This is a genomic window from Acinetobacter schindleri CIP 107287 (assembly GCF_000368625.1).
Classification (GTDB): domain Bacteria; phylum Pseudomonadota; class Gammaproteobacteria; order Pseudomonadales; family Moraxellaceae; genus Acinetobacter; species Acinetobacter schindleri.
The window spans coordinates 119,501-143,904 of the sequence record NZ_KB849574.1 but is presented as its reverse complement, the minus strand read 5'-3'; the positions used below and the strand labels follow the sequence as shown (position 1 = coordinate 143,904).

At 36.3% G+C, this 24,404-nt stretch carries 20 protein-coding genes; 19 read left to right on the top strand and 1 reads right to left on the bottom strand.

Translation table 11 applies throughout. The features are described 5' to 3' along the window. Positions 1–25 precede the first annotated feature (25 nt). From F955_RS00935 to F955_RS00880, 12 genes are all read left to right on the top strand, one after another. On the top strand, positions 26–1,069 hold the full coding sequence (locus F955_RS00935) for a DUF932 domain-containing protein (protein ID WP_004890095.1): 1,044 nt from the start codon (positions 26–28) through the stop codon (positions 1,067–1,069). A gap of 168 nt (positions 1,070–1,237) precedes the next feature. Beyond that, a complete protein-coding gene (locus F955_RS00930; protein WP_004890093.1) occupies positions 1,238–2,278 on the top strand; it encodes a YqaJ viral recombinase family nuclease in 1,041 nt (346 codons plus the stop codon). A 184-nt stretch (positions 2,279–2,462) separates the two neighbouring features. Further along, the gene (locus tag F955_RS00925; protein WP_004890091.1) at positions 2,463–3,404 is read left to right on the top strand and encodes a recombination directionality factor; all 942 of its coding nucleotides are present in this window, start codon (positions 2,463–2,465) and stop codon (positions 3,402–3,404) included. A gap of 302 nt (positions 3,405–3,706) precedes the next feature. After that, complete coding sequence (locus F955_RS00920) at positions 3,707–5,500, top strand: KAP family P-loop NTPase fold protein (RefSeq protein WP_004890089.1); 1,794 nt, start codon at positions 3,707–3,709, stop codon at positions 5,498–5,500. A 27-nt stretch (positions 5,501–5,527) separates the two neighbouring features. Next, on the top strand, positions 5,528–6,292 hold the full coding sequence (locus F955_RS00915; protein ID WP_004890086.1) for a hypothetical protein: 765 nt from the start codon (positions 5,528–5,530) through the stop codon (positions 6,290–6,292). Next, on the top strand, positions 6,285–7,610 hold the full coding sequence (gene qatC / locus F955_RS00910) for a Qat anti-phage system QueC-like protein QatC (protein WP_004890084.1): 1,326 nt from the start codon (positions 6,285–6,287) through the stop codon (positions 7,608–7,610). The genes F955_RS00915 and qatC overlap by 8 nt, the downstream gene beginning before the upstream one ends. Then, positions 7,610–8,350, top strand: coding sequence for a Qat anti-phage system TatD family nuclease QatD (gene qatD, locus F955_RS00905; RefSeq protein ID WP_004890081.1), 741 nt, complete (start codon positions 7,610–7,612; stop codon positions 8,348–8,350). The genes qatC and qatD overlap by 1 nt, the downstream gene beginning before the upstream one ends. A 212-nt stretch (positions 8,351–8,562) precedes the next feature. Continuing rightward, positions 8,563–11,247: a class I SAM-dependent DNA methyltransferase gene (locus F955_RS00900; RefSeq protein ID WP_004890078.1), complete on the top strand. Its 2,685-nt coding sequence runs from the start codon at positions 8,563–8,565 to the stop codon at positions 11,245–11,247. 4 nt (positions 11,248–11,251) lie between these two features. Beyond that, positions 11,252–13,183: a DEAD/DEAH box helicase gene (locus tag F955_RS00895; RefSeq protein WP_004890075.1), complete on the top strand. Its 1,932-nt coding sequence runs from the start codon at positions 11,252–11,254 to the stop codon at positions 13,181–13,183. 3 nt (positions 13,184–13,186) lie between these two features. After that, the gene (locus F955_RS00890) at positions 13,187–13,474 is read left to right on the top strand and encodes a hypothetical protein (RefSeq protein WP_004890073.1); all 288 of its coding nucleotides are present in this window, start codon (positions 13,187–13,189) and stop codon (positions 13,472–13,474) included. Between the two features lie 4 nt (positions 13,475–13,478). Beyond that, the gene (locus tag F955_RS00885; RefSeq protein WP_004890071.1) at positions 13,479–14,393 is read left to right on the top strand and encodes a GIY-YIG nuclease family protein; all 915 of its coding nucleotides are present in this window, start codon (positions 13,479–13,481) and stop codon (positions 14,391–14,393) included. 387 nt (positions 14,394–14,780) lie between these two features. Continuing rightward, positions 14,781–15,020: a hypothetical protein gene (locus F955_RS00880; RefSeq protein WP_004890069.1), complete on the top strand. Its 240-nt coding sequence runs from the start codon at positions 14,781–14,783 to the stop codon at positions 15,018–15,020. A 7-nt stretch (positions 15,021–15,027) separates the two neighbouring features. Here F955_RS00880 and F955_RS00875 read toward each other — a convergent pair whose 3' ends face one another. Then, the gene (locus F955_RS00875; RefSeq protein WP_008302424.1) at positions 15,028–15,960 is read right to left on the bottom strand and encodes an IS5 family transposase; all 933 of its coding nucleotides are present in this window, start codon (positions 15,958–15,960) and stop codon (positions 15,028–15,030) included. Between F955_RS00875 and drt2 the strand changes: the two genes are divergently transcribed. From drt2 to F955_RS00840, 7 genes are all read left to right on the top strand, one after another. Next, positions 15,961–17,229 carry an antiviral reverse transcriptase Drt2 gene (gene drt2 / locus F955_RS00870; protein WP_004890065.1) on the top strand — a complete coding sequence of 423 codons (1,269 nt, stop codon included), beginning with the start codon at positions 15,961–15,963 and terminating at the stop codon, positions 17,227–17,229. Positions 17,230–17,344: 115 nt separating this feature from the next. After that, positions 17,345–18,349 (top strand): Fic family protein, encoded by a 1,005-nt coding sequence (locus tag F955_RS00865; RefSeq protein ID WP_004890062.1) that lies wholly within the window; start codon positions 17,345–17,347, stop codon positions 18,347–18,349. Positions 18,350–18,536: 187 nt separating this feature from the next. Continuing rightward, entirely contained in the window at positions 18,537–19,298 is a 762-nt protein-coding gene (locus F955_RS00860; RefSeq protein WP_004890060.1) for a PP2C family protein-serine/threonine phosphatase, read from the top strand. Between the two features lie 21 nt (positions 19,299–19,319). After that, positions 19,320–19,529, top strand: coding sequence for a DNA translocase FtsK (locus F955_RS00855; RefSeq protein WP_004890059.1), 210 nt, complete (start codon positions 19,320–19,322; stop codon positions 19,527–19,529). Between the two features lie 13 nt (positions 19,530–19,542). Then, the gene (locus F955_RS00850; RefSeq protein ID WP_004890057.1) at positions 19,543–21,186 is read left to right on the top strand and encodes an McrB family protein; all 1,644 of its coding nucleotides are present in this window, start codon (positions 19,543–19,545) and stop codon (positions 21,184–21,186) included. Position 21,187: 1 nt separating this feature from the next. Further along, positions 21,188–22,615, top strand: coding sequence for a 5-methylcytosine restriction system specificity protein McrC (locus F955_RS00845; protein WP_004890055.1), 1,428 nt, complete (start codon positions 21,188–21,190; stop codon positions 22,613–22,615). Positions 22,616–22,776: 161 nt separating this feature from the next. Then, positions 22,777–24,366, top strand: coding sequence for a peptide chain release factor 3 (locus F955_RS00840; protein WP_004890054.1), 1,590 nt, complete (start codon positions 22,777–22,779; stop codon positions 24,364–24,366). The last annotated feature ends 38 nt before the right edge of the window (positions 24,367–24,404 follow it).

The following is a 24,404-nucleotide window of genomic DNA, read 5'->3' as shown; positions in this document are numbered from 1 at the left end:
CATTATTTTAAAAAGGAATAAAACTATGGCACATCAACTTGAACAAATGGCTTATGTCGGTGAAACCCCTTGGCATGGACTAGGGAATCAACTAAGTCAAAACCAACCGATTGAAATCTGGGCACAGCAGGCAGGCATGGACTGGCGTATCGAGTCATCCAATGTCAGTTATATGGCACAGAATGAACGTGGGCAAAGCATCATCATACCGTATGAAGAACAGCGTGTACTGTACCGTTCTGATACCCATGCACCTTTGTCAGTGGTCAGTCAACGTTTTCAGGAAGTCCAACCTCGTGAGATCTTAGAGTTCTATCGTGATCTAACTGAACAATCAGGCTTTGAATTGGAAACCGCAGGCGTGCTTAAAGGTGGCAAGAAATTCTGGGCGCTGGCACGGACAGGTCAATCTACTGCACTTAAAGGCAAGGATGTCAGTAATGGCTATATTCTTCTTGCAACTGCATGTGACGGTACGCTTGCGACAACAGCACAATTCACCTCCATTCGTGTTGTCTGCAACAACACCTTGGCGATTGCTTTACGTGGTCAGAACAGTAATGCAGGTGTAGTGAAAGTTCCGCATAGTACCAAGTTTGATGCAGATAAAGTCAAACAGCAATTGGGCATTTCAGTACGTGCATGGGATGAACACATGTACGAAATGAAGCAGCTCAGCCAGCGTAGAGTCACTCAAGGAGAAGCAGCTGCTTTCTTTGATGCGGTATTTAATAACACCACAATGAGCATTGCAGATCAGGAAGAAAATATTATTCAGTTTTACCGTGATGTTGCGACTCAGGCAGCACAGGCAAATGCCAAGGAAAAAGCTGAGCCAAATGCCAAGGCGATGACTAAAGCAATGGACATGTTTAATGGTCAGGGACGTGGTGCAGAGTTGAGTTCTGCTAAAGGAACAGCCTATGGATTACTGTGTTCAATTACAGAATTTATTGATCATGAAAGACGTGCCATGAGTACAGATCATCGACTCGATTCAGCTTGGTTTGGTGCTGGCGCATCGATCAAACAACGAGGATTGGAACAGGCACTTAACATGCTTGCATAGTACGAAATATGCATTTTTCAATCATGGAAAGTTAGACCTAAATAAGCATTTTTAAATGGAATTTCTAATTTTAAAAATTATTAAAACCATAGCTTAGGCTGTGGTTTTTTTATGCCCATTTTTTGTGATCTCCATCATTTTACATAGCAAAATAATTAGGACTTCAATATGAATACCGCAATTTTAAATCCATCCATTCAACAGGCAAGTACTCCATTTATTGCCCCAAAATTATTCACAGCCAAACGCTTGGTCAATACCAAAAACATGACTCAAGCAGAATGGCTTGAAGTACGTCGTCAAGGCATCGGTAGTAGTGATTGTGCCGCAGCGTGTGGACTCAATCCTTATATGTCGATGCTTGAACTATGGATGATCAAGACAGGTCGAGTCAAACAATCCATTGAAGATGAAAGCGCAGGTCATGCCCCTTTATATTGGGGCAAACAACTTGAACCTTTGGTCGCTGAATACTACAGCATGCATACCAACAACAAAGTCCGTCGTATCAATGCCGTACTACAACATCCTGATGAGGATAAGCATTTTATGCTGGCTAACTTAGATTACTCGGTAGTAGGTAGTGAGGAAGTACAGATTTTAGAATGCAAAACCGCAGGAGAATATGGAGCAAAGTTATGGCGAGATGGCGTGCCTTTATACGTACTGTGTCAGGTGCAACATCAACTCGCTGTAACAGGCAAAAAGGCAGCACATATTTGTGTGCTGATTTGTGGGCATGAAACCAAAATCTTCAAAGTGACGCGCTCCGAATCCGTGATCAAACATATCATCAATGCGGAACGTTACTTCTGGGAGTGTGTGGAAAAAGACACGCCACCTGATGTGGATGCCAGTGAGTCGGCAGCCAAAGCTATACAGCAGCTCTATCCACAACATATTCCATTAACTGTTGAAGACTTGAGTCATAACGAACAAGCCAATCAATTGTTTGCTCAACTGATTCAAGAAAAGCATGACATTGAGCAGCATCAAAATAACTTTGATCAAATTAAGCATCAAATCCAGATGTTGATGAAGGATGCTGAACGAGCAACCTTTGCGAATGGTTCGGTGACGTGGAAGAAATCCAAAGATTCAATCAGTTTAGACAGCAAAGCCTTACTCAAACTTCACCCAGAAATGCTTGAGCAGTTTCCGCAAAACAAAGCAGGAACACGACGCTTTCAGATCTATACCAATGACTGAATTCATCACGTCGATATTTCCAGTCTTCAAAAAAGCGCAAAAAACCACCCCCGACCTACCGACTCCCGAAGGAACGGTAGGCCAACAATGGCGGTCTTTGCATTTCATCTGATCTTTAAACGGTTTTGTATTTGCTTACATAACAAAGGGTCAACAGTAAAATTTTATTTAGAGGAAAATTATCATGATTAAAGGTTTAGCAATCACACCACCGATCCTTGGACGTATCAGTATTGGTAAAGTTGTTGAAAAGAACGGTAAACGACTGCCTGAAAAGGACGACCAATTTACCATTACCAGTCAAATCCAAAGCAAAGAGGGGTGGATCAAACATCCGCTTGATGAGCAATTACGCAGTAAAGCACCGAATCAAAAACTCCGTACCATTCCAGTAAGGATGATCTTCAATGATCCTGAGCTGAATCTAAGGGCTGAGTACACCTTGTTTGACCGTCAAACAGGACGGCCTGTCTGTGTAGGCAATGGTGAAACCTGTCAGCGACTCACCAATCAAGGCGTAGAACAACATTCCTGCCCATCCCCTGATTTATGTCCTTTAGCTCAAGGAGGCAACTGTAAGCCTTATGGGCGTTTGCATGTGAACTTAGATGAATCGGATGAACTCGGTACATTTATTTTTAGAACCACTGGCTTTAACAGCATTCGGACTTTGGCAGCACGACTGAGTTACTACCACGCTGCATCGAATGGTTTACTTTCATGCCTACCACTGCAACTTATACTACGAGGCAAGTCCACCACACAAAGCTATCGTACGCCTGTGTACTATGTGGATTTAACATTGAAAGATGGGGTTAATCTGCAACAAGCTATTCAAATGGCGCAAGAGATTGACCAGCAAAGTAAACAAGCAGGTTTTAATCAAACGGCGTTAGATCAGACTGCAAGGCAGGGTTTTGCCAATGCACAGTTTGAAGTCAATGCAGAAGAAGGTTTGGATTTTGTGGAGGAGTTTTATAGTGATGAAAATCAAGAAACTAATATTGAACAAGTAAAGTCTGAAACTACAGCTCGAACCAAGGCAAAGCCTAAACCGAATCAAGGGGAAGGATTTGTGCAGGATATACAGAAAGGATTGCAGAGGAGTGTAAGGGCGGTGAATTAAATAGCTTAAGTGTTGATTGATCAGCTAGTGATTTCAATACATCTATGTTGAGGAATTTCTTTATAGTAGGGAGTACAAGCTCCCTTATTTTTTTGTGCACATCAATGGTTGCTATTGTCTAAAAAATGATTAGTACGTTAACTATATAAATTAACTTATGGGATTTAGGTTTTTGAGGGCATAGGGTATTTGTATTAGCATTTTTATATGGTATGAAATTGTACGTAGACTTTTTATTTATTGAATTTTAAATATTTATTGATAGATTGGAAGTCAAGTAGAAAAACTGCGAAACAAATATTATGTGGTCAGATATCGAATCAAAAAAGGATTTTTTAAATTATTCTGAAGCCTCTGAAATTGTAGTCAATGTATTAAGTAATCCTACAATGTTACCGATTTCAATAGGAGTATTTGGCTCTTGGGGGACAGGAAAATCAACAATCTTAAATTTGATTGAACAAAAGCTACAATCAGAAAATGAAAAAGATTATATTCTTATAAAGTTTGATGCATGGCTTTATCAAGGGTTTGATGATGCGAGAGCCGCATTAATTGAAGTTGTTGCTTTAGAGATAGCCAAACTTGTAGAGGACAATAAGACCCTTTTAGATAAAACGAAGACAATAACTAAACGAGTAAATAAATTACGTTTGTTAGCAATGGCCGCAGAAGGTGCTTCTTGGATGGCTGGAGTGCCAACTTTTGGTGCTGCATACAAAGCAGTTGAAGCTCTTGGTGATGGGATTAAAGGGAAAGCTGATTCAGAAGATGGTGAGGCAATAAGTAAAATAATAAAAGATGGTCAGAGTAGTTTAAAAGAACTTTTGAATGAAGAAATGACATCTGCACCGAAAGAAATAGCTGCTTTAAAAACAGAATTTGCAGATTTGCTTGTGGGATTTAACAAGAAAATAGTCATCTTCGTAGACAACCTAGATAGATGTTTACCAAAGCAGACTATACAAACATTGGAATCATTACGCTTATTTTTATTTATGCCCAATACCGCTTTTGTGATAGCAGCTGATGAAGATATGGTAAGACATGCTGTTAAAGAACACTTCAATGGTATAGATGAAAAACATATTACAGACTATTTGGATAAGTTAATTCAATTTCCAGTTAAAGTTCCAAAAATTAGTACTCGTGAAGTTAGAGCATATTTATTTTTACTTTACGCATCAATTCATGAAACCTATGGAAAGCAACAGGTTAAAATAGAAGCATTAAGAACTGGTTTAGAAAAGAATTTGAGGCTTTCTTGGAAAGAAGATCCGATTAGCGTGGAGAAAGCTTTGCTACTCTTAGATTCGGATGGTCCAAGTACATTCAATCTTTTAAATGATTTTACTGTAGCCGATCGAATAGCACCATTATTGGCAACCTCCAAAAGCGTTGAAGGTAATCCAAGAATTGTAAAGCGTATGCTAAATGTAATAAGTATGCGAAATATGATAGCAAGCGCCCGACAGATGCCTGTGGATTTGAAACTTATAGCAAAAATGGCATTGTTTGAAAGATGCTGTAAATCAACTGCGATATCTATTCTCTACAATGAAATTAATGCTACTGCCGATGGAAAGCCAGAACTATTTAGACAGCTTGAGGCTGTTAAAAATGATCTCGAAGCTTTTGAAGAAAAATTACCAAAAGATTGGAAAGAACACAAAGTCTTCCTTTTTGATTGGGTGAATTTGGAACCGTCTATTTCAGATAGAGATTTAAGACCACTTGTTTATTTAAGTAAAGAAACTGTCCCACTTCGCATAGTTTCTAGAGGTTTATCTGAAATTGCAGATAGTGCGTATAGGCTATTAATAAGAACATCCAAGGTATCTTCGCCATCTGCAATTAAAGCAATTGGAACAATTCCTCAAGGGGAAGAAAAAGATGTAATGCGTTTGATTTTAGAAGAATTAAGACAACATTCAAATTGGAGTGAAATACCATCAGGTTTTGCTGGTGCATTTTTACTAGCACAAGAATTAGAAGAAACTAGGGCTCAGTTCAAAGCCTTGATTTCAGAAGTTATGCCAAAACTTAAACCTTGGTTTAAAAGTCTTATTAAAGATGAAGTTTGGTTTAACAGCTAATTTATAAGTTATTAAAAGGAAGGAATTATGGGAACATCAACTTCAAGTAAGGGGCCAAATGGAAAGACTCCATTAGTGCCATCTTGGGCAAATGAGGGGGGAGGATCAATTGCATGTGGAATAGATAATACTCTAGGTGAATTTAGGGGGTATTTAGGGAAGGCAGCGAATAAACCATCGGGTCCAAGTGGTACAAACTTAAGAAAAGCGATTGGTCATTATGCTAAGAATGCAACAGGTGGAAAAAAGGTAGGTCCTCAACGCTACCAAAAACTTATTGCAACTGGTGGAGGTTTATTTGATTTATTCCAGAATATTCAAGCTGGAAATGACTATTTAAACCTGAAAATATCAGATCTAAATGGTAAACCTATTGATATTGTTATTGATCAAATTATAGAAAACCTTTTAGTTATTGATGGAGACTCTGAGCGAATCAGGGCAAGTTTAAATCAATCTTTAGCTGAATGTTTAGATGGGATAGATGAGTTTGATTTCAATCAAATTTCTAGTGATATGATTATTGATTTAATGCTGAATTACACAGAGCAGTATTTATTTCAACAAATTGTCTTAGATTCAAGAGCTGCTTTTGATAAAGCTGATACGCCTGAGAATGTTGCTAGTCTTGAGCAGGATCTACGTTCCTTAATAAATTCTTCAGTGGATAAGCATATGAGTAAGCAATTAAAGAATGGTACGAATTCATTAACAAGAAAAGATATTGAAAATATACAAATGAAAGCCTTAGAAGATATTTGGGGTGAATGGGAGGACTATTTAAATGATTGAGCTTTATTTTGAAACTGATAGTGCCAAATTACCACCTTTGTCAGATCGATTATTACCTGTTTTGATGTTTGGGAAGTCTGCCGTTTCTGGCAAATACAATAGTATTGGTGGAGCAGCACTAATTGAATTTAGAAGACTTCAAGAGGAATCGGATGAAACAGCTTTTGATTTAATGATGCTTTCATTAGCAGTAACGGCTGCTGATACTTTTGTAGAGAGAGATAGTCGAGCAGAAGATGCATGGTGTCGCCAATTAAAGATAAACCTTCCAATGTTAAATCCAACTCTTTGGGATAAACAAAAACCGCTCTTAAAGGAAACATTGCATTTTTTAAGTGGAGACTTGTGGGATTTTGAATTTAGACAAAGTGACTTTCAAATCCCTGAAATGATGAAAGGTATGAAAGCACGAAAAATTTTCATAAATAAGCATGATTCTGTTTGCTTATTTTCAGGAGGTTTGGATAGTACAATTGGTGCGATAGATTTGCAGTTTCAAGGAAAAAAATCAGTTTTAGTCAGTCATGCTTACCCAAAAGATAGACAAAAGCAAGATGGTGTGTACCACAAGCTTCGACTTAGTAATGCTAGATTTCAAGTTGTAGCAAATCCTCGGAAAGTTAAAGAAATTCCAGCAGATGTTCAAATGAGAACGCGCAGTTTTAACTTTATTGCCTTTGGAGCTTTAATCGCTACTGCTTTGAGTAAAAACCATCATTCAAATAAGATAATACCGCTTTACATTCCCGAGAATGGCCTCATTTCTATTAACCCTCCACTTACTCCTAGGCGAATAGGTTCATTAAGTACGCGAACAACACATCCATACTTTCTAAAAAAATTAAATGAACTATTTTCAAGTATAGATTTACCAGTAGAGTTATTAAATCCTTATCAGTTCAAGACCAAAGGAGAAATGATGCTCGAATGTAAAGATCAAAAGTTATTGAAAAAGGTTGCTACTGATACAGTATCCTGTGGGAAATGGAAGAGGTCAGGAGTGCAATGTGGTAAGTGCTTACCGTGTTTGATTAGGCGTGCCTCATTTAATGCATCCCAATTTAAAGATTTAACTGATTATCAATATTCTGTTTTAAGTGATGTGATTAAACGAGATAAGCAGAGGGATGACCTAATGTCTATGGTTATGGCGATCAGCAAAATTAAAAATACTGGAAACACAAATTTGTGGGTAGCAAAATCTGGATTTTTGCCAATAGAGCCTAAGGAACGTCAGCAAATCATTGATACTGTTTTAAGAGGGTTTGCGGAAGTAGAGCAGTATCTAAAAAAAGAGAATTTAGGTGTAAACATTTAATGTTTCCGTTGATCGATTTTCATTGTCATTTGGACTTATACGAAAATCCACAAGCTGTGGTCTCAGCTTGTGGAGAGTCAAATTATATTTTGTCTGTAACAACTACGCCAAAAGCTTGGTTTGGTACAAAGAAGCTTGCTGAAAATCATAAACGAATTCAGACAGCCCTTGGTCTTCATCCTCAAATAGCACATGAGCGTTATGACGAGTTAGATTTTTTTGATTTACTAATCAATGAAACAAAGTATATAGGTGAGATTGGTCTGGACGGCTCATCAGCACTGAAAGCTCATCAAAATATACAAAGTAAAGTTTTCCAACATATTTTGAAAACAGCTAATAGTTCTTCACCTAAAATATTAACTATACATAGTCTTAATGCTGTGGAAGCGACTTTAGATGGATTAGATACTTATTTTAATAATGGTATACCAATTTTACATTGGTATACAGGGAAACAGGATGGTTTAAAAAAAGCCATCGCTCAAGGATGCTGGTTTTCAGTTAACCAAAGGATGTTGTCTAGTGATAGAGGTCGGTTGCTTGTAAGTCATATACCAAAAGATAGAATATTAACTGAAACAGATGGACCTTTTGTTAGGAATGGGAATAAGCCGCTACAGCCAGCATCGGTCATGCCTGTTATTAATAAGTTAAGTGATATTTGGGGAGAACCCAAGGAAAATGTTCAGAATCAAATTTTTGAAAACTTAAGAAGGCTTTTAAGTGCAGTGAATTAAAGTCTTGGTTAGTTGTGTTTTGATAAATATGAGGTATTACACATAAATTAGCAAAAACCTTATTTTTGAAATATTAAATAAAACTAACAGAAGTTATCTATCGGGTAAGTATAAATGACGACAAAATATGTCGTGAGGATAAAATTTTGTTATTTATATATTTTTTTATTTATATAAAATATTAGACAGCTATTGAATGGTTCTGTGCCTACATGAATATTATCCAAATTGAAGAAAATATAAAACAACTTATTCACTTGATTTCTCAGGGTAAGTTGGCCCACAAAGATTTTATCTATGAATTGCTTTTAGCTTATGGTCATCGTAGTCAGTCTGTGTGGCGTGTACGTTCAGGTGAGCGAAATTTAGCTGAAGATAAAGAGAATTCCGTTTTTTGGAAGCGTCAGCTTTATTTTAAGATCGCAAGACAACAGGATCTACATGTTCTTATCGATGAAATGAAGAAAGAGAAGCGAACTGAAACCAACAAAATTCGTTTCTTGATTGTGACCGACTTTAAAACTATTTTAGCCATTGATACAAAAACAAATGATCCATTAGATGTTCCTTTCGCAGACTTAGCGAAGAAATTTGATTTTTTCTTGCCTTGGGCAGGCATGGAAAAAGCTGTATATCAGGGTGAAAACCCTGCGGATGTTAAGGCTGCTGAAAAACTAGCAAAGCTATTTGACGAAATTAAAGCCGATAATTTTGATGAAAATGACTTAAATAATAAAGATAACTTACATCAACTCAATATTTTCTTATCTCGACTTTTATTTTGTTATTTTGCTGAAGATACCGAAATTTTTAAGGACAAACAGTTCACTTCGGCAATATCCAAGAGTAATGAAGATGGATCAGATTTATCAGCTTTAATTAGTCGATTATTTAAAGTGTTAAACCAATCTGCTGAAGATCGTGAAGCAGATTTACCTGACTACTTAGCAGATTTTCCGTATGTAAATGGCGGTTTGTTTAAAGATGATATTCAAGTACCAAAATTCACACGTAAATCACGTAGGATTTTAATTGAGTGTGGCGCAGAGTTAGATTGGTCTGATATTAACCCTGATATTTTTGGATCAATGTTCCAAGCAGTAGTTCATACAGAACAACGTAGCAATATGGGACAGCACTATACGTCTGTTCCAAATATTATGAAGGTGATTGAACCTTTATTTTTAAATGATCTTTACGAAGAACTAGAAAAGAATCAGAACAGCATAAATAAATTATTGCAACTACAGCAGCGTTTAGGGCAATTGAAAATTTTTGACCCTGCATGTGGTTCAGGAAACTTTCTTATTATTGCTTATAAAGAGCTTCGTAAGTTTGAAATGGAGCTTTTAAAACGTATTCAAGAGCTTGAACTTGATAAAACAGGTCAGCTTTCAAAACCATTTTCAGTAATTCAGGTTTCTCAATTTTATGGTATAGAAATTGATGATTTTGCTCATGAAATAGCAATTTTATCTTTATGGTTGACTGAACACCAAATGAATCTATCTTTTAAAGATGAATTTGGTGAACTCATTCCTACTTTGCCATTAAAAAATTCAGGTTACATAATGAATGGAAACTCACTTCAAATGGATTGGAATGAAGTTTGTCCTAAAGATACTGAAAGGTTCATCTTAGGAAACCCTCCATATTATGGAGCTAAAAAACAAAATAAGGATCAAAAAAATGATATGGCATTAGTTTTTAAGGGATCTAAAACTTATAAAAATCTTGATTATATTTCCTGTTGGGTAAAAAAAGGGGCTGAAATAATTGATGTAAATACAAAACTAGCTTTCGTTACTACTAATTCACTAGTTCAAGGTGATCAGGTTGACTTACTCTGGTCACATTTACCTACAAATAACATTGAAATTGGTTTTGCACATCAAACATTTAAATGGGGAAATAGTGCCAAAAAAAATGCTGGCGTTAGTTGTGTTATTATAGGATTAAGATCAAAATCTGAAAATAAAAGACTTATTTTCACAGATTTAGTTGTGAAGTCTGTGAAAAATATTTCACCTTATCTTACTGATAATAATGATTTAATAGTTAAAAAAAGAAAGGAAAGTATTTCTAATTTACCTAGAATGGTATATGGTAACATGCCACTAGAAGGTAATTATTTAAAACTAGATGCTGATGAAAAATTAAAAATAGAAACAGAGTATCCTGAAGCAAGCTATTTAATCAGACCTTTAATTGGTGGAAATGAACATTTATATAATGAAAAAAGATGGTGTTTATGGATAGATAATTGTGATTTAGACTTTGCGATGTCTATTGAACCTATTAAAAATCGAATTGAGCAAGTTAGATTATTTAGAGAAACTGGTGGAGAGGTTGCGCAAACATTAGTTTCAAGGTCACATCAGTTTAGATATCGTCATGAAGCTAAAAATTCACTTTTACTAATTCCTTGTACTTCTTCAGAGAGAAGAGATTATTTACCAGTTGGTATTTATGATAGTAATTATATAACTTTAAATTCCGCTCAAATTATCTATGATCCCCCTATAGAGTTATTATCTATTTTATCATCCAAAATGCATATGCTTTGGACTAAAGCTGTTGCAGGAGCATTAGAATCACGAATTAGATATTCAAATATTCTTTGCTATAACACTTTTCCTTTCCCTAAAATTAACGAAAATCAAAAACTTTTATTAATCAATCAAAGTATTGCTATCTTGCAGGAGCGAGAAAAATATTCAGATAAAAATATAGCTGATATTTATGATCCTGAAAAAATGCCTCTCAGTCTGAAAAATGTTCATAAAGAAAATGACCTGTTAATTGAAAGTATCTATAGAAAGTCTATATTTCAAGATGACAATGAAAGATTAGATTATTTATTTAAGAAATATGAGAAAATGGTTGGGGATAACTAATGTTATGAAAAATTTAATAGAAGTAAATTATCAACAAACTGGAAAAAGCACCTCAATCAATAATATGGGGATGCGGGCTATGCAAGCTCGTGCATTTGAATCTCGCAATAGTCAGTATTTACTGTTAAAAGCCCCACCCGCATCAGGTAAGTCTCGTGCATTAATGTTTTTGGGATTGGATAAGCTACACAACCAAGGATTGAGCAAAGTTATTGTAGCCGTACCTGAACGCTCTATTGGTGGTTCATTTGCTAGCACTAAGCTGAGTGAAAGCGGCTTTTTTGCAGATTGGGACATCAAACCTGAAAATAATTTATGTACTGCTGGTGGCGATAAAAGCAAAGTAAAAGCCTTTAAACGTTTTATGGAAGGTACAGATCAAATTTTAGTATGTACACATGCCACACTAAGATTTGCTTTTGAAGAACTCGAAGATCATGTATTTGACAATACATTAGTGGCAATTGATGAATTCCACCATGTTTCAGCCGATGCTGACAATATTCTAGGTACTGTTCTTAAATCTTTAATGGACAATACCACGGCTCATATCGTTGCGATGACAGGTTCATACTTCCGTGGTGATAGCGTTCCTGTACTTACGCCTGAAGATGAAGCGAAGTTTGATAAAGTTTCTTTTAACTATTACGAACAACTTAATGGCTATACCTATTTAAAGTCTTTAGGTATTGGTTATCACTTCTACAAAGGACGTTACTTTGCAAAAGATGATGAAGGCGTTATTGCAATTGCAGAAGTACTAGATACAGATAAAAAAACCATCATTCATATTCCAAACGTAAATTCAGGTGAATCAACCAAAGATAAATATGATGAGGTGGATGCGATCCTCGAAATCATTGGTGAATTTGTCGCTAAAAATCCTGATACTGGAATTATCACCGTCAAACGTGCAGATGGTAAGATTTTAAAAGTAGCGGACCTCGTTGAAGAAGATGGTCGTGATAAAGTTGTTGAATATCTACGTAACATTAAAACCGTAGATGATCTTGATCTCATCATCGCCCTAGGCATGGCGAAGGAAGGCTTTGACTGGCAATTCTGTGAACATGCTTTAACGATTGGTTATCGTGGCTCTTTAACTGAAATTGTGCAGATTGTGGGACGTTGTACACGAGATAGCTCGAACAAATCACATGCGCAATTTACTAATCTTATTGCTCAACCTGATGCACAGGATACTGAAGTTAAATTTGCAGTAAACAATATGCTGAAAGCAATTACTGCATCTTTATTAATGGAACAAATACTCGCACCAAACTTTAAGTTTAAAACGAAACGTGATGATGAAGATATTGTTCCACCGGGTACGCTAACAATCAAAGGTTTTAAAGAACCAAGCACAGCAAAAACAAAGGCGATTATTGAAAATGATCTTGTGGACCTAAAAGCAGCGATTCTTCAAGATGCAAAGGTGATTGCAGGTTCAGCAGGTAAGGTTGAGCCTGAAGTGGTGAATAAAGTCCTTATCCCTAAGATTATCCAAACAAAATATCCTGACTTAACGAAAGCTGAACTTGAAGAAGTGAGTCAATACTTAGTAGTAGACTCAGTGATTAGTACAGCAGAAGTCAAAGAAGTTGGCGATAAAAAATTTATTCGTATGGCAGATAAATTTATCAATATCGAAGACCTTAATATTGATTTAATTCAATCTGTGAATCCATTCCAAAAAGCATTTGAAATCCTATCAAAAGAAGTCACAGTCAATGTACTAAAATTGATTAAGGAAGCAATTGAAGCAACTAAGATTAGTATGACTCAAGAAGAAGCCATTGAGCTATGGCCTAAGTTAAAAGCCTTCAAAGTTCAGTTTGGTCGTGAGCCTAGTCTAGAATCAAACAACTTAATTGAAAAACGATTAGCTGAATGCCTAATTTATATTCGTGAGCAACGTAGAAGAGCTGGAGTGTAATACGTGGAAGATTTTAGCTGGCTTCAAGATATGATTGCTGATGATGACTTAGGTCTTTTAAACGTAAAAAAAAAGACGTCTGCTCTAACGGCTGATGAACAATTAGTCTCTAAGTTTAATGAAATTAATAATTTTGTGACACAGCATGGGCGTGTACCTGCGAAAAATATGGCAAATATCACTGAATATATGCTCGCTAGCCGTCTAGAAGCGATGAAAGCCAATCCAGAGCAATACATGGCTTTAGCAGATTATGATGAACATAATTTGCTGCCACAACATCAGGATTAAAGATATGTCAGATATTAAATCACTTGAAGATATTTTTAACGATGATGATCTAGGTTTGCTTGATGATGGTAAAGATGGTGACATCTTTAAAATTAAGCATGTGCCTGTCCAACGTGCAGCAGCAGATGAAGTTGCTAAACGTAAACGTTGTAAGGACTTTGATCAGTTTGAGCATTTATTTAAAAATGTTCACAGAGAGCTTCGAGAAGGTAAGCGTAAACTATTGCCATTCCATGATAAAAGTTATCAGCTTGAAAAAGGCAGTTACTATGTATTAAATGGTCTATTAATTTATTTAGCAGACTTTACATTTACTAGGGAAGATAAGACTGTTAATAATGTCCGAACTAGGAAAGATGGTCGAACACGTACTATCTTTGAAAATGGTACAGAATCAACCATGCTGTACCGTTCATTAGCTAAAGCATTATATAAAGATGGACGTATTGTTTCAGAAACCAATGAGCAAGCAAATTCCAATTTCTATACTAATTTTGGCGGTATCACTGAAGATGACACATCGACAGGCTATATTTATATTTTAAAATCTAAAAGTACAGATCCTCGTATCCAATCGTACGATCATCTTTACAAAATTGGTTTCGCCACAACAACTGTTGAAAAACGTATTGCGAATGCAAAAAAAGAGCCTACTTATTTGATGGCTGATGTTGAAGTCATTGCTGAATATCAAGCTTTCAATATTAATCCTCAAAAATTTGAATATTACTTACATGCTTTCTTCGGTGAATCTTGCCTTGATTTATTGGTCGCAGATAAAGATGGTAAAAATCATCAACCGAAAGAATGGTTTATTGCACCTTTACACGTAATTCAGCAAGCTGTTGAGTTGCTAGTAAATGGGCAGATTATGAGTTATCAATACAATAAGTTTAAGAAAGAGATTGAGTTGAGATAGCGGTATTCTCAAAAGATAGTAATAAAACTATGTATTGATTTTAATAAATTTTTTGTGTAAATTTACTATGCCTTTGGAGTGGACTATCCAGCTCGCAGAGGGATGCAGTTTGAACTGTCCAGCAGTTTATTGAGAAATATTGTAATAAAGAACTGAACCATCAAGGTTGTAAGTTGTTCCAATAGTATCAGTACACAGTTGTTCATCATACTAGCTCCAATAGTATAGCATATTAAGTTAATGCGTTATCCGAGGATGTTTTTCGGTAAAATTAGTGCTGGATTTGAAGAAGTAAGAACATTTTCAGATCAAAGTTTAAAGACTCCGTAAGGGCGTAACGTGAGACGCGACACAAGCCCTTACGGATCTGCTAAATAGGGATTAGCATTGAATTTTGAAAAATATAAAAATGAAATCTATGATAAAAAACATATTCTAAGAGTTCAGAATAAGAAAATTCCTAAATCAAGAATTCATTTTGATACACCACTTGATGCTCAAGCCGCTTATTCTCTTGTCGCTCAGCCAGATAATGTAGCTAAACATTGGTTTTTACCTTTTATTGGATTTGAACAACGTACAGGCTTTGTTGCACAAAGATTTGAAATGCAAAGCGCCCCTAATTGAGCCAAATTTAAGGCGTAACTTGGGTAAGTGGGCGACCTAATTCCGTAAATCTGTTAAGGACTGCTACACGTGCATGGATCTCATTCACTTGGCTACCAAAACTCCTTGCGCTGAGTTTATCTCCTAATAATTTAATGCAGTGCATCTTAGTTTCAACCAAACTTCGCCGATGATAGCCTGACCATTTTTTCCATAGTGTCCTGCCTAAACGTTTAATTGTTCGAAGTAATTCATTTCGCTCTAGCGAGCTACTCTTTGTATCTTTCCATTGTTTCGCATTTTTTCTAGGTGGAATCACCGCATGCGCTTGCCGATCTGCAATGACCTGACGGCATTGCTTGGTGTCATAAGCTCCATCGGTATAAACAGAGTCAATCCGCTCATCTTGTGGAATCTGATCAAGTAAATCACCAAGCACCTGTGAATCACTGACATTATTGGTTGTAAGCTGAACTGCTCGTATTTGTAGGGTTTTGGCATCTATACCAATATGAAGTTTACGCCATTGGCGACGATATTCAGATCCATGTTTCTTGCGTTTCCATTCGCCCTCACCTAGAAACTTCATGCCTGTAGAGTCCATGAGTAGATGCAGCCCATCGCTACTTTTTTGGTAGCTGATTACAATATCAATATGCTTTTGTCTTCTACAAAGCGTGGTGTAATCTGGAGCTATCCAATTTAATCCGCAAAGTTTAATCAGACTTTGTACAAAGCCAGTAACCATACGTAAAGACAGACGAAATAAGGATTTAATCATTAAGCAGCATTGGATGGCTGCGTCGGAGTAGGTTTGATTTCGCCCTTGTTTGCCTTTTGATGGAGCATACCATTGCGTAGCAGGATCAAACCAAATGGCAATATTTCCGCGACTCATGAGTGCTCGGTTATATGCGGGCCAATTGGTTGTGCGGTAGATTTTGTGTGTAGGCTTCTTCATTTGAAAATTATATCGCTAAAAAAGCCTTTACAGATAGGTTTGTGCAACAAAGCCCAACGTACACGAAAAATTAAAAGTCATAATGGTTTAAGTCGTAGAGCCGCTAAAAAACGACCTTTAAGATATGCAGCTAACCAAGACGGTTATATTTATGCCTATTATTCACATCTTCTCACTGAAAAATATGAAAATTTCATAAAAGATACTCCTCTACAAAACTCAGTATTAGCCTATCGCGCATTGGGTAAATCAAACATTGAATTTGCTAAAGAGATTTTTGATTGGATCAGTCAAATAAGAGAATGTAATGTACTCACAATTGATCTATCAAGCTTTTTTGATACTTTAGATCATGGAATTCTGAAAGAACAATGGCAGCGTGTTAATGGCGTACCTTGCTTATCTAAAGATCATTATATTGTTTTTAAATCATTAACTAATTACTCATTTTTAGATATAGAAGAAGCTCTGGTTGCTTTAGGATGGCCCGATAAGTCAAAAAGAAAAGAGAAAGGTGAAAAAACTACAAATCCTTTGAGAAAAAAAACTAGCAAGCCTTACCAAGCCCTAGATGATTTTCGAAGCATTCGAAAAAAACAAGTTACTAATGCTGATGGTGTTGTTAGATATCTAATCCAGAAACCAAAAAAAATAGATGGGAAAAGATATGGAATTCCTCAAGGTTCTCCTATGTCTGCCATACTTTCAAATATTTATATGTTGGACTTTGACAAATATTGTTGTGAGTTAGCGAATAATTTTGGTGGAATATATAGGCGTTATTGTGATGATATTATTTTAGTTTTTCCTCAAAACATAGAAATGAGCAATGTTTATAAAACTATTGAAGAGCTATTGCTTAATCATGGAGGAAAAGAGTTAAAGATAAATCCAAGTAAGGTTGAAAAAATAAAATTTACTTGTATTTCAGGTGAATTGAGAGCTATCAACGTAGATACTAACATTGATAAGCCCCTACAGTATCTTGGATTTATATACGATGGTCAAAAAATATTGATCAGATCATCTAGCTTATCGAATTATTATCGACGTTTGATTTCCAAAATTAGAGCATCAAAAAATAAAGCTAAACGAAATGAATCAAAAACTTACCGTAGAAAAATCTATCGAATGTATAGTCATCTAGCTCATAAACAACGAAATTTTATAACTTATACATATAGAGCTTCAGAGATCATGAATGATTTATCTGTAAAAAAACAGTTATCCAACCACTGTAAGCGCATCCATAATGAGTTGGAAAAATGAATAACGAATTATAATGGTAGAATTAAATAGACTTTAAATGATTGAATAATTGTAAAATCAATATTTTACAATAGATCGTATAATTCTAAAATAAATTTGTAGGAATAGCCTCCTTATGAAATACCAACCGCCTTATACCATCACATCTAAAATCATTCATCTAATTGCACAGATTAGTGAGAATATAGGGCGCTTGACTGTTTTAGAAGAAATCCAAGACAGCTTAAAACTACGAAAAGCTAATCGTATCCGTACCATTCAAGGTTCACTGGCGATTGAAGGTAACACCCTCAGTACCGAACAAATCACGGCGATCCTGAATGGTAAGACCGTAATTGCACCTCCGAAAGAAGTACAAGAAGTTCGTAATGCCATTAAAGCCTATGAAGCCTTTCAGCAATGGAAACCGAGTCAAGAAGCAGACTTGTTACAAGCGCATCAAATTTTAATGACTGGCTTAATTGATGAAGTCGGTCAATACCGTCATGGTGGTGTTGGTGTGATGTCAGGTGATCGCGTAGTACATATGGCTCCTCCAGCTAATCAAGTACCACGCTTAATGATTGATTTGCTGGAGTGGTTGAATGATAGTGAAGAGCATCCATTGATCCAGAGTTCAGTATTCCACTATGAATTTGAGTTTATACATCCATTTGCTGATGGTAACGGTCGAATGGGTAGACTATGGCAAACATTGATTCTTAGCCGATGGAATCCAATCTTTGCCAATATTCCAGTTGAAAGCTTGATTTACCAAAATCAAAAAGCTTATTACGAAGCATTGCAAGCAAGTACAGGTCGTACTGATTCAGCCCCGTTTATAGAATTCATCTTACAGATGATTTTAGATGCAATTCTTAGTTCAACTGATACCTCTCAAGATAGCGATCATGTTACCGCTCAAGTTAACGTACAAGTGAGCGACCAAGTTCAGCGTTTAATTTCAGCAATGAAGCTAGAAGACTACACTTTGGCTGAGTTGATGCAATTGGTTGGTTTAAACCATCGGGCAACATTCCAAAAGAATTATTTGAATCCAGCAATAGAAGCAGATTTGATTGAGCGTACTATTCCAGATAAGCCGAAAAGCCCTAAGCAAAGGTATCGTCTTAAATCATGATTTAGCTTGAAAAAATATTTTGTTACATTTTTACTTAAACAGTTAGACATGAATGAGAATTAAAAAGCGTAAAGTAAGTTTTTTAAATTAAATAATTCATTATTAATCAGTAACTTATACAAAATTTTTCTTGATTGTGTTATCGGGTTTTGGTAAAAAAAGTACTATTAAGTTTGAGATCAATGTGATGAGTACTTTTGAAATGCAAGGTCTGACATGGAAGGCGAGGTCAAAGTATCAACAAGATGCCATTTTGATTGAAAATAAAGTTATTCAACATGATGGACTCATCACTAAACTATATAGCCATTCTGAAAAAGAACAGTGGTGTGTTGCTGTAGCGGATGGGATTAGCAATAGTCCAGTAGCTGAGCAAGCAGCCTATACAGTTTTAAATGCTTTAATGCAAAATAAAAAGATAGAAACTTGTCAAGCATTTACCATTCAGCAGTATCTTGTTGATCAATTAGCACATCAAAAAAATAGTTTTGGAGCCAGTTCAACACTTGCACTCATTCAAAATAATGGCGAACAAGGTTTTGTGACAATTCAACATATTGGGGATAGTCGAGTATATTTGTTTAGCCAGCATGATCAAAAGTGGCACTGCCTGACGAGAGATCATAATTATCTTGAACAGTTAAGAGAAAATGGCGAGATAAAAGAAGGGGGAAACTATGCCAGTATTTATGGTGCATTATTACAATACTTTTGTGCTGATCCTTTGCATGAAGTGATGGATTTTACAACAACAGAAGAATATTTGACTGAGAATGATGCCTTATTAGTTTGTACCGATGGTGTGCATGATGTGATGGAGTGTACGGAATGGCCTGCTTTAAAAGTAGATATGGAACTTCGAGCATGGTTAATCGACATGAAAGCGTCATTAGATTCTAAACAGGCGTATGACAATGTCAGCATGATCTTAGTACGAGCAAAATTTTAATTCATTGAGAATGGGGGAATTATGCAATCAGACGATCTTTTTGAACGTGCCAAATTATTCATAGAGGAAGTAGGTGTCGTTTCGGTATCGAGTTTACAACGTAAGTTTTTAATTGGACATACTCAAGCAGAACAAGTGCTAAATCAGTTAATTGAAGAGAATATTTGTGAGAGCCACTTTGTTCAAGAGCAAGGCTATATTTTAAAAAAATTTCGAAGTAAGGTAATTTAGAAAAGGATACGGTATGTCGATCAGATTAAAAAATCTTTATAAGCTTTTGATTGAGAATAGGAAGCATGAAGTTTTGGGATGGAATAAAGCATATAAAAATTTTTATAATCAGGTCGAAAAAAAACGAGAATGCATAAAACAAGGAGAAACATTATCAGAGAGGGGTGAAAATTTTCTACAGCAGCTTCTCTATGATAAAAATAATGGTATTGCTTCTCGTGGGCAGTCGACTTTGAGTGAAATCGACTTCCGTAAGGTTATTAAAAATAAAGAATTTTTAACAGCCTTAGAACAATTGATTCTTGAGCCTAATATAAGAAGCTACAAAATATTTCAAGATCTTTGGTCTGAATATATAGAAAAAAATAATCCAGTGCTTGTTAATAGGGTAGTTGCTGCATGTACTCTTGATGTTTCTACAACGGTAGACTCAGGTAAATTTAACCAAGTTTTTAGTTGGTTAATGCGTGAAAAAATTATTCCAATTTATCCAGATAGTGAACCTCAAGATTGGTTTTCAAAAAATCAATTTTTGATGGAGATTTTGAAACAGGTATTCAGTGAAGAGATGCAGAATCAAGAGACAGACGAATTTTTTTTAAGCCAGTTTGTTTGGGAGCTCTATGAAAATTTGTCAAACCCATTCAGTTTAAAAAAACAAATTATTAAATACGGTGCTCCTGGAACAGGTAAGACTTTTCAGGCTCGTCAGCAAACTTCACTTTTGTTTGATATTTGGAAAGAGGAGTTTGCTCCTGATACTGATTTTACTCATCAAGGTCAGATTGAGTTAGTGCAATTCCATCCGTCTTTCAGCTATGAGGATTTCATTGAAGGACTACGCCCTATTTTAGATGAGAATGGACAAGCCCAATTAACATTACAGAATGGGATTTTTAAAGAGTTTTGTTTAAAGGCTGGTAAATGGGAAATTGATGTATTTAATTTGCATCTAGATAAAGAATGGGATGAGATAAAAATCCTTGATTTACATCCTTATAAAGATCAACTCAGTAATTCATATTGGGACTATATCTTTAGAGTAGAGGACCAAACTAAATTAGTTTCTAATGCTATCCCTCCATTCTTTTTTATTATTGATGAAATTAACCGTGCGGAATTATCTCGTGTTTTTGGCGAGTTAATGTACTGCTTAGAATATCGTGGTGTTAAGGGCAGTGTTAAAACCCAATATGCTAATTTGAATACGAAGAAAACAGGCATACTGGAATTAGGACAGACCTATCAATTTTTCATTCCTACCAATATATATTTAATTGGCACAATGAATACGATTGATAGAAGTGTGGAAAGTTTTGACTTCGCTCTTCGGCGTAGATTTTCTTGGCAAGAGGTGAAGCCAGATACAAGGTTGTTGAAATTCTACCTTTCAGAGCATTGTGCTAAATGGATTGAATTAGCAAGTAGTCTTGAAGAGCTTAATGAAAATATAAAAGCTCAAGCTTTACTTGGTAATGATTACCAGATTGGGCATGCTTATTTAATGAATTTGAAATACCCTAAAAGTTTAAGCTTAACTGAGGTGAAAGCTTTGATTTGGGAAGATAGTATCAGACCATTGTTGCAAGAATATTTACGTGGTACAGGTGAAGAAGCAGAGTTAATAAGATCTTTTAGTAAATCTTTTGGGGTCTAATGTGTGGCTCTTTAATGTCATTAAAAATGGAACTCTGGTCGACAATCAAATTTATACAGTTCAAGATGGAATACTGTATAACCGACGATTAGATAACCCTGTTAAGCTAAATAAAAGGGCTAGTGGACAATGGACGTATCCTTATAATAACGACCAAGCAGTTTGGCACTTTATTAATAGGTTATCTACTGATGTCAATGATTCCTTAATGGAGCGTGGTGCTGATGCTTTGGTTCTCTTTAACGATAGTGAATATGAGCATAATACTGATGACGCTTTATTAAGAGTTAGTGGTATTAATGCAGCTAACTTTACTCTTACCACAGGAAATCTTATTGGCTTTATTAAGCAGGGAGATTATTCATTAAAGATTAGTTCGCGATTTGGGGATAATTTCTTAAGATTTATTATAGCTGACGCTGACGGATTTCTTGAACTGGAGAATTTCGGAGGTCAAAATATAGGGGAGGGTTATGAATGGCTCCTTGCATATCTTTGGAACATTAAATTTAAGCGGGCGTATCGATTAGGGCTTCCAAAAACATATATAACAAAAAATGAGAAGTTAGGGCGAGTGCGTGGGAAGATTGATGTTGTTGATTATTTTAACAATAAGATGTTAGGAAAACATTTATGTAGTTATAGAGAGCATAGCTATGAAAACCCTTCAGCTTCACTTTTCCTTGCTGCTTATGAAATTATAGAACATTACTCATTTTGTCAGCATACGAGGAATATCTATAATACATTTCTTATTGCTAATAAAGGGATAAAAAGGACGAGACAGGAGATTTTGCGAACGCAATATTTCACAAATCCATTTTATAATGATTACAACGTTCTTATAGATTTATCTAAGAAAATCATAAGTCAAAAAAGTTCGGATTTTAGTTCAGATGAAGCATCGAGCTCATTTCTATTTGATGTATCTATGCTTTTTGAATATTTTATTCGTAAGTTAATAAAAAGAGCAGGAATAATTGTGCGTAGTAAATATGCGCAAATTCATAAAATATCAGCAGGTATCAATACTGGATATATGAGGAAATTAGAGCCAGATCTTGTTCTGGAAAGTGCTGAAGGTCTTTATATATTTGATGTTAAATATAAAACTTTCGATAGTAGATTTGGCGTAGGTCGAGAGGATCTATTTCAGCTCCATACTTACATAGGTCAATACGCTAATGAGGCGAAAATCAAAGGATGTGGCTTTATATATCCAATATCAGAGAAAAGATGGGCATCACTTCATTTAGACAGTACTAATGGAGTAATTTCTACTAATATAAAACAACATGGCGTGGATATTCCTTTTCATGTTGTATTCTTTAAAATTACTGAATGTGATTTAGAATTTAATCTGTCGATGAGGAATGAGTGTTTAGATTTTTGTACACGCTTAAAAGAAAAAATTATACAAATGGTTTAACTTACTTTCAGTAATAGGATCTAGATTCTTCAATAGACAAGACTTGAATATAGCGAGTTTAAATCTGCTACAATTGCGCCAATTTTGAATTCCCACTTTTTCAGTTTTAGTACATATTTAGAAATGTGTACATAACTGTGTACATATTGTAGATTTTTCTCATGTTTAAAGATCAATTAGCTAGAGAGGTAAAGGCTCGTAGAACCTTTGCTATTATTTCCCACCCTGATGCCGGTAAAACGACCATGACAGAAAAACTGCTGTTATGGGGGCAGGCAATCCAGGTTGCCGGTATGGTAAAAAGCCGTAAGTCTGACCGTGCGGCGACTTCGGACTGGATGGAAATGGAAAAGGAACGTGGTATTTCGATCACGACCTCGGTCATGCAGTTCCCGTTTAAAGACAAGATGATCAACCTGCTCGATACCCCGGGGCATGAAGACTTCTCGGAAGATACCTACCGTACCCTGACTGCTGTGGACTCGGCGCTGATGGTGATTGATGGTGCAAAAGGTGTCGAGGACCGTACCATTAAATTGATGGAAGTGTGTCGTATGCGCGATACACCAATCATCTCTTTCGTCAACAAAATGGACCGTGAAATCCGTGAGCCGCTTGAGCTTCTGGACGAGATCGAAAACGTCCTGAAAATTAAATGTGTACCAATTACCTGGCCGCTGGGTACTGGTCGTGACTTCGCTGGCGTATACAACCTGATCGAAGAAAAATTCTATGTCTATAAGGCGGGTTTCGGTTCAGTGATTACTGACATCGAAGTACGGGATGGTTATGACCATGCAGACCTGCGTGAAAAAGTAGGTGAGCTGGCATGGGCAGCATTTGAAGAATCTCTTGAACTGGTTCAAATGGCCAATGAGCCATTAGACCGTGAAGAATTCCTGGCAGGTCGCCAAACACCAGTGTTGTTCGGTACGGCATTGGGTAACTTTGGTGTAGACCATGTCTTGAATGCATTTAGTGAATACGCACCGGAGCCGAAAGCGCATCCAACCCAAAACCGTAAAGTTGAAGCAACTGAAGAAGGTTTTAGTGGTTTCGTCTTCAAGATCCAGGCCAATATGGATCCGAAGCACCGTGACCGTATTGCCTTCATGCGGATCTGTTCAGGTAAGTATGAAAAAGGCCTGAAAATGAAGCATGTGCGTCTGGGTAAAGATGTACGTATTAGTGATGCATTGACCTTCCTGGCGGGTGACCGTCAGCATCTGGAAGAAGCATGGCCAGGCGATATTATTGGCCTGCATAACCACGGTACTATTCAGATTGGTGATACTTTTACTTCAGGTGAAGATCTGCAGTTCACAGGTATTCCACACTTTGCGCCGGAAATGTTCCGTCGTGTACGTCTGAAAGATCCATTGAAATCTAAGCAGTTACAAAAAGGTCTGAAAGAGCTTTCTGAAGAAGGCGCAACCCAGGTCTTCATGCCGCAACATAATAATGACCTGATCGTTGGGGCAGTGGGTGTGCTACAGTTCGAAGTTGTCGCATATCGTCTGAAAGAAGAATACAAAGTAGATTGCGTGTATGAGCCTGTGAGTATTAATACTGTGCGTTGGGTTTCTTGTGAGGATGAAAAGAAATTTAATGAATTCAAGAAAAAAGCCCATGACCAGTTGTCTGTTGATGGTGGCGGCCACCTGACTTATCTGGCACCAAGCCGTGTCAATCTGCAACTGATGCAGGAACGTTACCCTGACATCGTGTTCCGCAATACCCGTGAACATTAACTAATAAAATGATTTAAAAATAAAACAGCTTCTCAGGA

Coding starts and splice junctions, on each gene's coding strand:
- F955_RS00935 (WP_004890095.1), top strand. CDS start 26: ATGGCACATCAACTTGAACAAATGGCTTATGTCGGTGAAACCCCTTGG.
- F955_RS00930 (WP_004890093.1), top strand. CDS start 1,238: ATGAATACCGCAATTTTAAATCCATCCATTCAACAGGCAAGTACTCCA.
- F955_RS00925 (WP_004890091.1), top strand. CDS start 2,463: ATGATTAAAGGTTTAGCAATCACACCACCGATCCTTGGACGTATCAGT.
- F955_RS00920 (WP_004890089.1), top strand. CDS start 3,707: ATGTGGTCAGATATCGAATCAAAAAAGGATTTTTTAAATTATTCTGAA.
- F955_RS00915 (WP_004890086.1), top strand. CDS start 5,528: ATGGGAACATCAACTTCAAGTAAGGGGCCAAATGGAAAGACTCCATTA.
- qatC (WP_004890084.1), top strand. CDS start 6,285: ATGATTGAGCTTTATTTTGAAACTGATAGTGCCAAATTACCACCTTTG.
- qatD (WP_004890081.1), top strand. CDS start 7,610: ATGTTTCCGTTGATCGATTTTCATTGTCATTTGGACTTATACGAAAAT.
- F955_RS00900 (WP_004890078.1), top strand. CDS start 8,563: ATGAATATTATCCAAATTGAAGAAAATATAAAACAACTTATTCACTTG.
- F955_RS00895 (WP_004890075.1), top strand. CDS start 11,252: ATGAAAAATTTAATAGAAGTAAATTATCAACAAACTGGAAAAAGCACC.
- F955_RS00885 (WP_004890071.1), top strand. CDS start 13,479: ATGTCAGATATTAAATCACTTGAAGATATTTTTAACGATGATGATCTA.
- F955_RS00875 (WP_008302424.1), bottom strand. CDS start 15,960: ATGAAGAAGCCTACACACAAAATCTACCGCACAACCAATTGGCCCGCA.
- F955_RS00865 (WP_004890062.1), top strand. CDS start 17,345: ATGAAATACCAACCGCCTTATACCATCACATCTAAAATCATTCATCTA.
- F955_RS00860 (WP_004890060.1), top strand. CDS start 18,537: ATGAGTACTTTTGAAATGCAAGGTCTGACATGGAAGGCGAGGTCAAAG.
- F955_RS00855 (WP_004890059.1), top strand. CDS start 19,320: ATGCAATCAGACGATCTTTTTGAACGTGCCAAATTATTCATAGAGGAA.
- F955_RS00850 (WP_004890057.1), top strand. CDS start 19,543: ATGTCGATCAGATTAAAAAATCTTTATAAGCTTTTGATTGAGAATAGG.
- F955_RS00840 (WP_004890054.1), top strand. CDS start 22,777: ATGTTTAAAGATCAATTAGCTAGAGAGGTAAAGGCTCGTAGAACCTTT.